Raw genomic sequence first — 15,146 nt, forward strand, 5'->3', positions numbered from 1 at the left:
TGAATATTAAAATAAATTTAATTTTTTGTTTTTTGTTATTTTTCCTTAATAACTCTTTTGCTCAAAAATGGCAATGGGTAGAAAAGATAGGATTAAGTGGTTCCGGAAACAATCATGCTTATGATCTTGTTCTTGATTCAGAATCAAATATTTTTGTTGTGGGCAGAGTAAAAAATTCAGCAACTTTTGGTTCAGGCTCAAATGCTGTAAGCCCTGCTTTTTATGGCGACCGAGATATTTTTGTTGCTAAATATGATAAAAATGGAAATTTAAAATGGGCAAATAGGTCTGGCAGTGCAAGTGCTGAATGGGCAAATGGAATTGCAGTTGATAAAAAAGGGAATTGTTATGCCACAGGGGTTTTTCGTTCTAATTGTGCATTCGGTTCCACTGTTGTAAATGCAATTGGCAATTCCGATGCTTTTGTAATAAAATACGATTCTCTTGGAAATATTGTTTGGTTAAAGCAAGCAGGCGGCTCTTCAGCAGGTGTAACCGCTGAAAGTGTCGCAGTTGATTCATTGGGAAATGTATACATTACAGGAAAGTTTTCTTATACTGTTTCATTTGATACAATAGTACTGACAAGTAATTCCAATTCGGCTGATATTTTTCTTGCTAAATATGATTCATTAGGAAATTGCCTATGGGTTCAACAATATGGAGGATCGGGAGACGATACCGGAAATGCAATAAAAATAGATTTAAATGGTAATGTAATTTTTACCGGACATTTTTCAGGAACAGCGACTTTTGATATTACTGCATTATCAAGTTTTGGAGGGTGGGATATTTTTCTATCGAAAATTAATTCTGACGGAGTTTTACAATGGGTAAAAAATATCGGTGGTTCAGGAACAGATGAAGGTTATGAATTAGAATGCGATTTATTCAATAATTATTACCTCACAGGATATGTAGGCTCAAGAATGCATTTTTCAAAGCATAATTCTTCTGGAATACAAATATGGAATAAATCATTCACTGGAACCGGAACAAGTCGTGGTTTAGGAATCTCCATTGATAAGTCAGGAAGCAGTTTTATTACTGGGTACTTTAATGGTCCCACTGCTTTTGACACAAATATTTCATACTCACCAATGGGAACTCAGGATATTTTTGTTGCAAAATATGATAGTTCATCTTCATTGGTTTGGTTCAAACACGTTCAAAATACAATTATTGCAGGCATTATTCCAACTGGAGCAGCCATTTCAGTTGACACTTTGGGATTTGCCTATGTGACAGGGGATTTTTTATCAACTGCTTCTTTTGATACTATTTCAAGGACTGCTTCTGGTACTAGTTCTGATGTTTTTATAGGTAAAATTTCTCCATATTTTAAAGCTGAGGTTTCAGTAAATTCTCAGACTTTTTGTGCTGGTGCTAACATATCTTTTTCAGGGCCCCAACCTAAAGCCTATTCCTCGGAATTTTCCTGGCAATGGAGTTTCCCAGGTGGCGTACCTAATTCTTCGAATGTTTCTAACCCTATCGTTCAATATAACTCAATTGGCAATTATGATGTAACATTAATTGCCTATAACGGTTTTGAATATGATACACTCTCTTTAGCAAATTTTATTACAATTTCTTCTGCACCTGTTGTTTCATTGGGCAATGATACCTCATTATGCCAGGGAGCATCCATTGAGTTGACCACCGACCCTGTTTTTCAAGAATACCTTTGGTCAGATGGGTCAACTTCCTCCTCTTTAACCGTAACCTCACAGGGTGAATATTATGTTGTTGTTGACGGTTCAGGATGTGCAGGTTCCGATACTGTTAATATTACTATTGATGTTTGTTTGGATATTGCTGAATTGGGAACAAAAGAAACAATTTCTGTCTTCCCTAATCCGTTTACTAATCATGTAAGTTTTGTTGTTAACCTAACTTTAGAATCAAATCCTGAGTTGTCTATTTACGACATGTATGGTAAGTTACATCTAAAATCTACGATTAAGAATACCATTGAAAATGTTAACACAGATTTTTTACCTACAGGAATTTACTTTTATCGAATTTCAGTATCCGAATCAGAAGGATATTCGGGCAAAATTATAAAAAGATAGTAAATACAATTCAATACTCAATAATGTCCACACCTTTTCCTAAAGCAGATATTACTGTGTTAATGCCTGTATATAACGCTGCGGATTATTTGGTAGATGCTATTGACAGCATTTTAAATCAAACCTTCATAAATTTTGAATTTATAATTATTAATGATGGATCTGAGGATGCTTCAGAAGAAATTATTTTATCCTATAATGATGAGAGAATTAAATACAGCAAAAATCAAAAAAATAAAGGTATAGTTGCTACTTTAAACAAAGGAATAGATTTGGCAATTGGCAAATATATTGTCCGAATGGATGCTGATGATATTGCCATTTCTGATCGTATACAGGTGCAAAAAGAATTAATGGATGCTTTTCCCCGTGTTGGTGTTTCAAGTGGTTACATAAAATTGTTTGGCAATGACAATAGTATTTGGAAAGTTCCTTTGTCCAATGATGAAATAAAAGCCACCTTGTTATTCGATAGTCCCATTTGCCATCCTGCTTCAATAATTAGAACATCTGTTCTAAGAGAACATTGTTTACATTATAAAACGACATTCCCTCATATGGAAGACATTGATTTATGGTATAGAATGAAAGATTTAACGGAATTTGCTAACATTGATAAAATTCTGCTTTATTACAGGTATGAAAATCAAAATATCACATTAAAAAACAAAGCCACTAAAATTGAAAGAACAAATCAAAGAAATAGATTAGTACTGAATGATTTGGGTATGAATCCCAGTCAAAAAGAACTAGATTTACATTTTGGTTTCAAAAGCAATTCACTTGAGGTAAATAATGAAAATGTAATTTTGTACAAAAAATGGTTAAAAAATTTAAAAAGTGTCAATAAAGAAAAAAAAGTGTATCCTGTAATCGGGTTAGAAAATGTTATAGCAAGAAAGTGGGAACAAGTGTTTTTTAAACTTCCTCCCTATGGTATTTGGGTGATATGGACATATTTTAAAAATTCAGACAAAATTTATTTAAAACATTTAAATTATCTTTTAAAATATACTTTTAATATAATAGTGACAAACAAAAGCAACCTGAAATAATTATTTTTCAGGTGTTTTTAAATAGAAAAAATGATTTCAGTAAGATTAGCAAAAAATTATGCATATCCGGATATTCTTAGGCAAACTCCCGGTAATGCAGGTGTTTGGAAAGATATTGAATTTACTTTTGAACCCCTTAATGAATGCGATTATCTAATTGTATTTAATTTACCATTACAGGATATTGTTGTAAAGGTTAAGGAAAATGGAACTTGGCTTTTTGTGCAGGAACCCCCCTATTTAAGAAATAATTACCTGAAAAATTACTTTCCATTATTTGATATTGTGTACAGCCATTTTGAATCAAAAAACAATATTAAAAATACAACTACATTACCTTGGCATATTAATAAAACCTTTGATGAACTCGTTGCATTAAAAAAAGATGATTTAGTTGCAAAGAATAATAGCGTGAGTTGGATTACAAGTTCCAGTAATGTTAATCCCGGACATGAACCCAGGTTGAATTTTTTAAAATTTTTGAAAGAACACGAAAATGAACTTGATTTAACACTTTTAGGTAGAGGATTTCAAGAAATAGAGGATAAATTTGATGGCATTTATCCTTCAAAATATTCCATTGCCATTGAAAACTATACTGATTATGATTATTTTACTGAAAAAATTGCAGATGTTTTTCTTTCCTGGTCAATGCCAATTTATTACGGCTGTAAAAATATCGTCAAATATTTTCCGCCAGATTCAATGATTCTCATAGATATCCGCAAACCAGAGGAGGCATTAACTATTATTAAGAAAGCAATTGCTCAGGATAAATGGAAAAAAAATTTAAATGAAATTGAAAAAGCAAGAAATTTAATTCTTTATGAATACCAATTTTTTCCATTTGTATACAATAAAATAAAAAAAGACCTGCTTTTTAATACTAAACCTAAAATAAAAATTAAGAAAGTTTCTAAGAATCCTTGGAAACAATTTAAAATTTTAAATTTTTTAAAATGTTTCAAATCATGAGTCCTATACAATCTTTTAATTTCTTAATGAAATTAAATTTGATTGATAGTTTTTTTATAAAGATTTTTCGTAAAAGTGTTGGTTCCATTAATATGTATAAAAATTCTTCATGTTCTTTTCATAAAGAAGGAAAAATTATAGTTAAAAACGGAACCTTTCACTTTAATAGATCCTGGGTAAAAAAAGATCCTTTCCCGTCTTTACTTGCAGTAAGAAAAGATGCAACAATAATAGTAAATAACACTTTTTCTATCTTTTCGGGTTCCAAAGTATATGTTAATGAAAATGCGACATTAATTTTGGGTTCAGGTTATATCAATAGCAACCTTAACCTGAGTTGTTTTGAAAAAATTGAAATAGGGGAAAACGTAGCTATCTCTGAAAACGTTTGTATTAGAGACTCAGACAATCATGAAATTTCAACTCCTTTATATAAAAAAACCCAAGCAATTAAAATTGGAAATCATGTATGGATCGGAATGAATGTAACCATTTTAAAAGGTGTTACAATTGGGGATGGTGCTGTTATTGCTGCAGGGGCTGTAGTAACAAGGAGCATTTCTGCCAATTGCCTTGCTGCTGGTGTGCCTGCAAAGGTTATAAAGGAAAATGTATTATGGAAATAGAAATTATTTTTTAATATGACAAACAGAATTAAATTCAAAAGGAAAATTTCTACAGTAAAAATTTATATTACCGCATAAATTTATCAATGACAAACTCTGCTCTTTACATTGTTTCTGCTTCCTACCCATTTGGAAAGGGAGAAGAATTCGTACAAAAAGAATTGGTGGAGCTTAGCAAATATTTTGATAAAATTTATTTATTTCCCCTTACTTGCCTAGGGAAGCAGCGCTGGTTACCAGATAATGTAGAATTAAATTTATCCTTGGCAAACACATCACGGCTAATAGAGAAAAAACAGTTTCTGCTTGATTTTTTTCTGCTTGCAAAAATCCTTTTACTGGAGTTAATGAATTCAGGTAAAAAGAGTTTTATACTCTCCAACATTCGTGAATTGTTTAATTCTATACTTCAAACACATAATTTGGCTAAAGTGTTTAGTACTCAAATTAAGGAAAAAAAGAATATTTATTTTTATTCTACATGGATGAACGATGGAGCATTAATGTTAGCTATTCTTAAAGAGAAGGGACTAATTCCTCATTTTGTTTTTCGCCTTCATGGATATGATTTATTTGATGATAGAAGAAAAGGAAATTATATGCCTTTTAGGTACTTCAATTTTAAAAATGCAAGTAAAATTTTCATATTATCCAAAGCAGGATTAGAATACATAATGGCTAAAAATATTTTTCCGCAAAAATTAATATTAAGTTATTTTGGCACCTACGATCATGGAATAAATGCATACAACAAAAATGAAATATTTACTATTGTTTCTTGTTCTAATGTTATTAGGTTAAAAAGGATTGACAAAATTATTCAAACATTATCTCATGTAGATTTTCCTCTGCACTGGATACATTTTGGGGACGGAGAGTTAATGCATGAAATAAAAAATCTTGCATTAACTTTACCTTCGCATGTCGCCTTCGAATTCAAAGGGCATACCAGCAATGAGGAAGTTTTGGAATTTTACCAAAAAAACTCCGTTAACTTGTTTATGCACCTAAGTGATACAGAGGGATTTGGTGTTGCAATTGTTGAGGCGCAAAGTTTTGGAATTCCTGCATTGGCTGTTAAAACAGGTGGAGTACCGGAAATTGTTAATGAAACAACAGGAATTTTAATTTTATTGGATAAAAAGCCTGAACAAATTGCTGATCTTGTATATGAATTTAAGACAAGCGCTATGAATTCAAAAGAGTATCAAAAGTTAGTCAAACAACATTGGCAGTTAAATTTTGAAGCGGTAAAGAATTATGGATATTTTTATGAAAAAATTGTTGAAAACTAGATTTTTAATAGAAATAACAAGCAATAAGTCATAAAGGTCCCAAAAAAATAGTTTATAAAACAAATACTAGTTCAGTAATTTCTATGCGCGTTTTGTTATTGACTTTGTATTATCCACCATTAAATAATATTGCTTCTTTAAGATTACAAGCATTTGAGGAGTTTCTTGTAAAAGAGGGTATTCAGGTAGATGTGATAACCCGACATTATAATCAGGAACAATTAAATAATACTAGTTTATTAATTGCAAACGAATCTGCTGAATCCTTTAAGCAATCTTATTTGAAGAAAGACAATATCATCTACACTAACTTTGATAAAGTAAGTTTTCCGTTAAAAATTTCACAAATCCTGCCTCCATTTATCAAAGGAATATTCAATTATTTAATGAAGGATGTGTATCATTACGGTTGGCTTAAGTATGTAAACGAAGCTTTTGAAAAAGAGTTGAAATCAAATAAGTATGATTTCATTATTGCATCTTATGGTCCTCCCATAAGTTTAGTGGCAGCAAAAAAAATGTCGGAAAAATATAATATTCCCTGGATAGCTGATTTTAGGGATATTTTTATTGATGAAAGAGATAAATCTTATCATTTATTTTGTAAAAAAATAGTGCAGAACCAGCTTTTGAAGAATGCTTCAGGTTTTCTTTTTTCAAGTAAAGGAATGGAAGATTATTTTTTTAAGCACGCCCGTCCTCCTTTGAAAGAAAAACCTTTTAGTTTGGTTTATAATGGAGTTAATTCTACGCATGTTGCAATGATTGCAAGTAAAGATAATGCAATTGTAAAACAGTTCCAGGCATTAAAACAAAGCTACAATAAAGTATTGTTACATACAGGAAGCCTTTATATTGGACAAGATGTTGATTTTTTTATAAAGGCTTTAAATAAATTCAATGAGGATAATAAGGAACAAATTGCACTTGTTTTTATTGGATTAGCTGACAAAAGCTACGTAAAAACACATGATAATGAAAAGATTTTTATTTTGGATAAAGTACAACATTCCACTTCATTGTATTTACAAAAATTAGCTGACGCCTTAGTATTACCAGTATGGAATGGGCGATATACTGGTTTATCTGGAAAAACTTTTGAATATTTGCACTCTGGGAATACTGTTCTTTGTGGGCCTAATCCACAAGAAGATTTGCTCTTTTTTGTTCTACAAAGTAGCAATGCAGAAGTTTTGAAAGATTATGCATCATTCAAATTGGCAATGGAGAATTTAAAAGATCAGACTACTATTAAAAGGGTTGAATTAAACATTTTACAGCGATCTTACTGGGTCCACAAGCTTGCAAATTTTCTTAAAGAATTGAAATTAAAATCATCTGATTCTGGTAGAGAAAAACTAAAAATAGGATGAAAAACAATATGGAAAAAGCACAAAGCAATATTGTTGGAAAAGGTTTAATTGCAAACGCTTTTTTTCATTTAAACAATAAGGGAGTAATCATTTTCGCTTCAGGTGTTTCAAATTCTAAATCAGTAATCGAGGAGGAGTATGTAAAAGAAAAAGAATTGCTTTTACATACAATTAAACAAAATCCAGCCTTTACAATGCTTGTTTATTTTAGTACCTACAGCATTAATGATCCTGAGGCGGCAAAAACCAGGTATGTTAGGCATAAACTTGAGATGGAAGAATTGATTAAACAAAAATTAAGTAAGTATCTGATTATTCGCACTGGAAATGTCGTTGGAAAAACAACAAATCCATATACGATAATGAATTTTGTTTATTCTAAAATCGTTGAAAAACAAACATTTGAACTTTGGTCAGGTGCAATTCGGAATGTTTTAGATATTGAACATCTTTTTCAAATGGTTAAATATTTATTGGAAAAGGGAATTGTAAATAAGACTTTATATCTTGTTAATCCAATAGATTACAAAATGACAGAGATTGTGCATGTTTTTGAAAAAGTGTTAAAATTGCAAGCTCAATTGGTTAATGTTAACAAGGGGTGTCACTTTAATTATGAAAGAAATTTATCTAATGAACTCTTTGAAATTTTAAATATATCCTCAGAAAATTATTTAACAAAATTGATAGAAAAGTATTATTTATGGAAGTAAAAAGGATACTTGTAGCAGTTGAAAGTCCCGATTTTAATTTACTTAATACATATTCAGCCGTATCAAGTGTTATTTATTCATTTTCTGATTTACTACGTAAAAATGGATTTGAGATTTGGGTAAATGATATGAAATTAGAAGATTGGGAGGCTCTGGGTGGATCTGAAAACACGGTTTTATTACCAGTAAAGAGCTACTACCGCTTTTTTCCGAAAAGAATACGAGAGTTGATAAAAGATATTTTTAAATTTAAACAACTCCATAAGTTAGAGACTTCTATAGGTATTATTTCTAAGCCGGATGTTATTATTTCTTGGATTTCCCCTTGTTCATCATTTAGCGTTGATTTGTCAAAAAAATGGCAAGTTCCTTTGATTTCTATTTTTGACCACCCTTATAATGAGGAATATAAATTTTTATTTGGATTTTATCCTTTTTTTAAAAACAGGATAAACAAACATGAAAAAAGAGTTTTAAATAATTCCCAGTCAGTTATTATATATTCAAAAGTAGTGAGAGATTATATTCAGAATAAATATAACACCAAGACGAAATTTTATTATAAGGCCTTTGCCGATTTTAAACGAATGAGTTTCAGTGATTTCCAAAGAGATATGTCTGTGATCAACTTGGGTTATATTGGTTCATTTTTTAATTGGCATAGAATAGATGATTTAATTGAAGCTTTCCTTTTGTTGGATCAGGAAGAAGATTATAATTGCAATCTTTATTTAATTGGGGATGGGCCTGAATATGACCGTTTAATAAATTCTGTAAAGCATGATAGAATTATTTTTACGGGTAGGAAAGATGGGGCAGAATTAGAAAATCTTCTGAAACGAATTCATATTGGGATTATTCCAAATGCATTATGGTTTCAAGGTCCGGTGAAATTATTTCAATATTCTGCTGCACAGATGCCAGTAATTTGCCGCAGGACTCCCACAATTGAGGAACTGACCAAACAAACTGAAGGATTTCTTTTTTTTGAGAACATTGAAACATTGGTAAAACAATTTAAGGTATTGCTAAATAATAAAAATAAAATTCAGGAACTTGGAATGATAAATCAGCAATTTGCAAGAGAAAATTTTTCAGAAAAAGAGTATTATTCTTTTTTTAATAAAATTTTTCAGGAAATTTAAAATAGTGAATTAAAACTCTCTCAAGGAGATATTTTATCTTGATGTTATATGTTTGTAATATTAATGATTACATTGTTTTAATGCAGCAATATAGAAAAGGGTTCTATGTGTAAGTAAATTCATGAAAAAGAAAATGATAATTAAATGATAAAAGTACTCATATTTGGCAGTTCTGGTTTTGTTGGTGCTGCACTTGTAAAATACATGAGTGAACTTGGTTACTCTGTTTCAGGTTGTGATATTATTAATAATGATGAAAAAGAATACCTGAATGCTTTTTATTTTGCACAAGACAACCAAGAAAGTTTGAATGAAATATTTTTATCAAATTACGATGTATGTATTAACTGTGCCGGTTCAGCTTCAGTTGCCTATTCCTTTGAAAACCCTTTTAAAGACTATGAATTAAATACCCGGATTGTATTTAGGATACTCTCATCTATAAAAAAAGAAAGCCCTGAATGCAGGTTTATTAATTTGTCCAGTGCGGCTGTTTATGGAAATCCTGCCTCCCTTCCCATAAAAGAAGAGGATCCGGTAAATCCTGTTTCTATATACGGAAATCATAAATTCATGAGTGAAATGATTTGCAGGCAATTTTACGATTACTTCAAAATTCAAACCTGTTCATTACGAATATTTTCAGCTTACGGGCCAGGTTTACAAAAGCAATTGTTTTGGGATATGTATCAAAAAACAATTAAAAGCAAAAGCATAAATTTATTTGGAACAGGCAATGAAACACGTGATTTTATTTATATAAAAGACCTTGTAAAAGCAATTGAATTAATAGTAAGTGAGAAAAAATTTAAATACAGAGAAATTAATATTGCCAATGGAACTGAGGTTTCAATAAGACAAGCAGCGGAAATATTTTATTCCTTATATGATCCTTCAATAAAATTCGAATTCTCCGGAGAAGAAAAACCCGGAGATCCAAAGAATTGGAAAGCAAATATTGCTGTTTTAAAATCCTTTGATTATAAAACTGAATACGGTATTGAAGAGGGGATAGCCGAATATGTGGAATGGCTTAAAAAATTATAAATGTTAAAAATTGTTTTTACAACTGATGGTATTTTCCCTTATTCTGTTGGAGGGATACAGCGTCATTCAAGATTGCTTATAGAAGAACTTGCAAAAAGAGATGATATTCATCTGTCTGTTGTACATCCTCACAAAAATGTAAACGTATTTCCTTCTTATAACAACATAAAGGAAATAACAGTGGATGATATTGATACTTCAAAATTATATATTTCAGAATGTTTTAATTATTCCCAAAGGGTTTATGAGGCAATTAAAGATATTGATTGTGATGTTGTTTATGCTCAAGGAATCAGTATTTGGTATAAAATAAATAATTGTAAAAATAAGCTTATTGTCAATCCCCATGGACTGGAAGCTTACCAGGCTATTTCGTTAAAGGATAAGTTAATTGGTTTTCCATTTCGCTTAATTCAAAATTATATTTTCAGTAAAGCAAGGTATATAGCCTCAGAAGGAGGGCTTTTAACAAAAATATTAATAGAAAGAAACCCTTCAGATAAAATTGTTTTTTTACCTAATGCAGTTAATCTCCCCCAAATGGAAGCTGAGCATATTTGGAACAAAGAAAAAATAAACCTGTTGTTCCTGGCACGCTTTGCATCCAATAAAGGAATAAACATTTTAATAAAAGCAATAGAAGAACTAAACTGGGAGGGTTTTGAAAACAAACTTACTTTCAACTTGGCAGGTAAAGGCCCTTTATTCGAATATTACAGCACAAACTATAAGTTCAGCAATGTGAATTACCTTGGTTTTGTTGCTGATGACAAGCTGGAAAGTTTGTATCAAGATAATGATTTGTTTGTTCTGCCAACACTTTTTGAAGGAATGCCAACGGTTGTTTTAGAGGCCATGAGCCATAAAATGCCTGTTGTGGTTTCAGATGTGGGGGCTACTGCTGAACTGGTGGATGATACAAACGGATACCTGATTAAAAAAAATAATGTAGGGGCCTTGAAAAAGGCCATTTTAAGTTTTTATCATTTACCTGCAGGTGAAAAAGAAATTCTTTCTCAAAAATCTTATCAGAAAGTGAAAAGCGGTTTTACATGGGAACAGGTGGCCAAGAAACATGTGGAGTTGTTTGAGAAAATGATAAGTAAGTCCTTCTGAATGTGTAACCGTCATTTTGAGTTCCGATTTTTTTTATCGGGCAGCAATCTGTTGAAAAGGGGTTGGGAGCTGTTTTCAAACTCCGATAATAATTGAATAAGATTGCTTTTCGAAATAAATTCTGGGACAGTCTGTTCCTGTTGAGCATGAGAGGGCTTCTACTAGAGAAGAAATTTGTTTTTATGAATAAAATACCCTGTTGTCCGGGGAAAAGGATAGAGATTCCTCATTTCTCTTCATTCCATTGGAATGACAAGGGATTCAGTTAACTCAATGAGAGGGAGGGGAAGTTGCGGCCTTGCCGTAACTTAACCCCTCCCTCTCACAAAAGACTTAAAAAGCCTGTTATTTCGAACGTAGGGAGGAATCTTATTATATTTTACTGGACAACAATGAATAAAACACTCAATCACCATAGAAAATTATAAATGAAATTTATAATTTTCTATGGTGATTGAGGCCTCCAATACAGATTATCAAATAAATAATCGCTATCTTTGCATAGAAAATTATAAATATATATTATAATTTTCTATGCAAATGATATTACGTACAGCAGGAAAAGAAATAAAAATTTTACTAAAACAATTTCCGGTAATTGTTTTGTTGGGTCCACGCCAAGTTGGGAAAACAACGCTTGTTGCAGAACTTGTTCCCGAAATCGAAAAAGATGCGGTCTGGTTTGATTTGGAAAAACCATCTGACTATGATAAAATGAATAATGCAGAATTGGTTTTAGGGAACTTAAGGGATAAATGTGTGATTATAGATGAAATTCAATTGCGTCCTGAATTATTTTCATTGCTTCGTCCCCTTGTGGATGCTAAAAGAGAGCCTTGCAGGTTTATTATTCTTGGTTCAGCCAAGCCTTCTATAGTAAAGGGAGTGTCTGAATCACATGCCGGCAGGGCAGCATATCATCAGTTAATGCCTTTCTCCCTGCCCGAGGTTCAAAAGAAAATATCCATGGAAAAGCATCACTTTGTTGGTGGTTTTCCTGATTCTGCTTTGGCAGGTTCTGATAATGCATCAAAAAAATGGTTGGATAATTTTATTCGTTCCTATACCGAAATAGATCTTCAGAAGCTTGGAATTGGAGCTTCCCCTGTTATGTCCAGGCGGTTATGGGAGATGCTGGCCTGGCAAAACGGTAATCTGGTTAATTATTCAGCCTTGGGAAACTCCTTGGGCATTTCATATAATACCGTTAAAGGTTATGTTGATTATTTTGAAGGTGCTTTTCTTATTTCCCGCCTTCTTCCTTTTCATAATAACATTAAAAAGCGACTGGTCAAGTCTCCAAAAATATATATTAACGATACTGGTATATTACATCGTTTGCTTAGAATTCAGGACTTTTATCAATTGCAGGGCTCACCCATGATGGGTGCATCCTGGGAAGCATATGTTCTGGCTCAGGTACGTGCATCATTGCCTTCCGATATTGATTTGTACTTTTATCGTACACATGCTGGTGCGGAGGTTGATCTTGTATTCACCAAAGGATTAAAACCTATAGCCACTGCAGAAATCAAATATTCTCTTTCTCCTGAAATCACCAAAGGGATGTTATCGGTTATCGATGATCTCAAAACATCTGATAACTTTGTGATTATTCCTTCACAGGATGATGATTACCCGATTAAAAAAAATATTGTCGGCTGCGGATTGAGTATCTTTTTAGAAAAATACCTGCCTGAATTATGATTCCGATAGTTATCGGATAGCTCCCGAATTATCGGGAAACCCTTAAGAATATAACATGGCGTCCGCCTCAGATGGAAATTAAAAAACAAAAAAACACATTTGATAAAATCCTTATCCTGGCCGGTACCCGGCCAATTTTATAAAAGCTACCCAGTTTAAAATAGTGGAGGAAAGGTTTGCTGACATTACAGTTGGAATAGTTTACACCACATAGCAATATCCATAAAAATGGAAGAAGTTTTTTTTGAGCAGTTTAATTTTAAGTCCGGATATTTTTTAAATACCACCTCCCGGAACAGTAAATTCACAAATGGATTTCAAATCACATTAAAATGAAAAATATATATAGATAATCGGTAAATTTCCGTTTATCACATAAAATATTTACATTTGCACATGGAATTATTCAGGGAGTTGTCCAAATATACCTCTTATCCTATTGCGCATCAGGTGCTGGTGTCTTTGCTTAAAGGCTATAAAAGGCCAAATGATAAAATTCAAGACTTACTGTCTAAAAAGATATTGATTCCAATTAAAAGAGGACTTTATATCACCGGCCCTGTATTAGAAGGCCAGTCCCCGGAACCTATATTAATAGCCAATATTTTGTCGGGGCCAAGTTATGTGTCAATGACTTATGCACTTTCACACTACGGATGGATACCTGAAAAAGTATATGAGGTTTCCTCAGTGACCATCAAAGTTTCTAAAATTTTTAAAAATGAACTGGGTATTTTCACTTATACAAAGCTACCGCTTCCCTATTATAGCTTTGGCATAACCCAATTGAAAATCAGGGATGATCAATATGCTTTAATGGCAAGTGCGGAAAAAGCATTATGTGATACAGTTATTAATACCAAAGGGGTGAATTTGAGAAGCAAAAATGAGGCATCCCGTTTTTTGTTTGAGGATTTACGAATAGACAAGGGCATGTTAAAGGATGCAAATACAGCCGCCATTAAAAGCTGGCTGCCATATGCACCAAAGGGTAGTAGCTTAAATTTTTTACTTAAAGTAATTGAAGAATTATGATTAAAGAGTGGATAGAGAGTTATCAACCTAAAAATAAAACGCAAGCACAGCAGGCACTTCGGGAAATAATGCAGGAAATAGCCTTAGCAGGATTATACAGAGCTGGTTTTTTTGAAAAAGCAGCTTTTTATGGTGGCACAGCACTGAGAATATTTTATGGATTGCCAAGATATTCGGAAGATTTAGATTTTTCATTGTTAAAAAGCAATCCTGATTTTTCATTTGATAATTATGTAGATGCTATGTTAATGGAATTTGAAGCCCTTGGAATGAAAGTATCGATGAAGAGTAAAGAGAAGAGTGCTGCCAGCTCCATAGAATCGGCCTTTCTAAAGTCAGAAACCTTATGGAAAGAATTAATTCTTACCCAAATGCCTATTATCAAAGGGGAAGAGCAAATAATCAGACTTAAAATAAAATTAGAAATAGACACACATCCACCATTGGGATTTAATACAGAAGAAAAATTATTGTTAAAACCATTCTCCTGTTATGTTAAATGTTTTACGCTTCCTGATTTATTTGCCGGAAAAATGCATGCTTTGCTCTATAGAAAATGGAAAAACCGGGTAAAAGGAAGAGATTGGTATGATTTGGAATGGTATATCAGGCATGCAATACCCTTGAATTCTTCCCATTTTATGATCAGAGCTGTTCAAAGTGGTGATTGGAAGGCTGCTGAACTCATAAGCAATGAAAAAGTAATACAATTATTATCCAATAAAATAAAGCAAGTTTCATTCAGCCAAATAAAGGAGGATATCATCCGGTTTATTCCTGACCCAAAAGTGCTGGATATTTGGTCGGAAAATTATTTTCTTGACTTAATAAAACATTTAAAGGTGGAATAAAACGATCTCATAAAAAGGGTGGCCTTGGTATTTATTTCAGTCCCATCTTATAAAGGCTTGTAAATTAGCAACATTTTATAGCTTTTGAAAAAAAAGACCTTGTTAATCTTCCTATCTATAAAGGAAAAATGAA

General features: G+C 32.1%; 13 protein-coding genes. All 13 read left to right on the forward strand.

The window, feature by feature from the left end; translation table 11 throughout:
* The first annotated feature begins 32 nt into the window (after nt 1-32).
* Nucleotides 33-2,075 carry an SBBP repeat-containing protein gene (locus H0V01_14285; protein ID MBA2584544.1) on the forward strand — a complete coding sequence of 681 codons (2,043 nt, stop codon included), beginning with the start codon at nt 33-35 and terminating at the stop codon, nt 2,073-2,075.
* Nucleotides 2,076-2,098: 23 nt separating this feature from the next.
* Nucleotides 2,099-3,130, forward strand: coding sequence for a glycosyltransferase (locus H0V01_14290; protein ID MBA2584545.1), 1,032 nt, complete (start codon nt 2,099-2,101; stop codon nt 3,128-3,130).
* Nucleotides 3,131-3,160: 30 nt separating this feature from the next.
* Nucleotides 3,161-4,105 (forward strand): hypothetical protein, encoded by a 945-nt coding sequence (locus H0V01_14295; GenBank protein ID MBA2584546.1) that lies wholly within the window; start codon nt 3,161-3,163, stop codon nt 4,103-4,105.
* A gap of 26 nt (nt 4,106-4,131) precedes the next feature.
* The gene (locus H0V01_14300; protein MBA2584547.1) at nt 4,132-4,731 is read left to right on the forward strand and encodes an acyltransferase; all 600 of its coding nucleotides are present in this window, start codon (nt 4,132-4,134) and stop codon (nt 4,729-4,731) included.
* An 86-nt stretch (nt 4,732-4,817) separates the two neighbouring features.
* Nucleotides 4,818-6,026 carry a glycosyltransferase gene (locus H0V01_14305; GenBank protein ID MBA2584548.1) on the forward strand — a complete coding sequence of 403 codons (1,209 nt, stop codon included), beginning with the start codon at nt 4,818-4,820 and terminating at the stop codon, nt 6,024-6,026.
* 83 nt (nt 6,027-6,109) lie between these two features.
* Nucleotides 6,110-7,399, forward strand: coding sequence for a glycosyltransferase (locus H0V01_14310; GenBank protein ID MBA2584549.1), 1,290 nt, complete (start codon nt 6,110-6,112; stop codon nt 7,397-7,399).
* Nucleotides 7,396-8,112, forward strand: a complete 717-nt coding sequence (locus H0V01_14315; protein ID MBA2584550.1) for an NAD(P)-dependent oxidoreductase — start codon at nt 7,396-7,398, stop codon at nt 8,110-8,112. The genes H0V01_14310 and H0V01_14315 overlap by 4 nt, the downstream gene beginning before the upstream one ends.
* Complete coding sequence (locus tag H0V01_14320; protein ID MBA2584551.1) at nt 8,103-9,257, forward strand: glycosyltransferase family 4 protein; 1,155 nt, start codon at nt 8,103-8,105, stop codon at nt 9,255-9,257. The genes H0V01_14315 and H0V01_14320 overlap by 10 nt, the downstream gene beginning before the upstream one ends.
* A gap of 144 nt (nt 9,258-9,401) precedes the next feature.
* Entirely contained in the window at nt 9,402-10,304 is a 903-nt protein-coding gene (locus H0V01_14325) for an SDR family oxidoreductase (protein ID MBA2584552.1), read from the forward strand.
* Nucleotides 10,305-11,420 (forward strand): glycosyltransferase family 4 protein, encoded by a 1,116-nt coding sequence (locus tag H0V01_14330; protein ID MBA2584553.1) that lies wholly within the window; start codon nt 10,305-10,307, stop codon nt 11,418-11,420.
* A 540-nt stretch (nt 11,421-11,960) separates the two neighbouring features.
* On the forward strand, nt 11,961-13,127 hold the full coding sequence (locus H0V01_14335; GenBank protein MBA2584554.1) for an ATP-binding protein: 1,167 nt from the start codon (nt 11,961-11,963) through the stop codon (nt 13,125-13,127).
* 396 nt (nt 13,128-13,523) lie between these two features.
* Nucleotides 13,524-14,162 carry a hypothetical protein gene (locus H0V01_14340; GenBank protein ID MBA2584555.1) on the forward strand — a complete coding sequence of 213 codons (639 nt, stop codon included), beginning with the start codon at nt 13,524-13,526 and terminating at the stop codon, nt 14,160-14,162.
* On the forward strand, nt 14,159-15,013 hold the full coding sequence (locus H0V01_14345; protein MBA2584556.1) for a nucleotidyl transferase AbiEii/AbiGii toxin family protein: 855 nt from the start codon (nt 14,159-14,161) through the stop codon (nt 15,011-15,013). The genes H0V01_14340 and H0V01_14345 overlap by 4 nt, the downstream gene beginning before the upstream one ends.
* The last annotated feature ends 133 nt before the right edge of the window (nt 15,014-15,146 follow it).

Source organism: Bacteroidota bacterium, from assembly GCA_013696965.1.
Classification (GTDB): Bacteria; Bacteroidota; Bacteroidia; order JACCXN01; family JACCXN01; genus JACCXN01.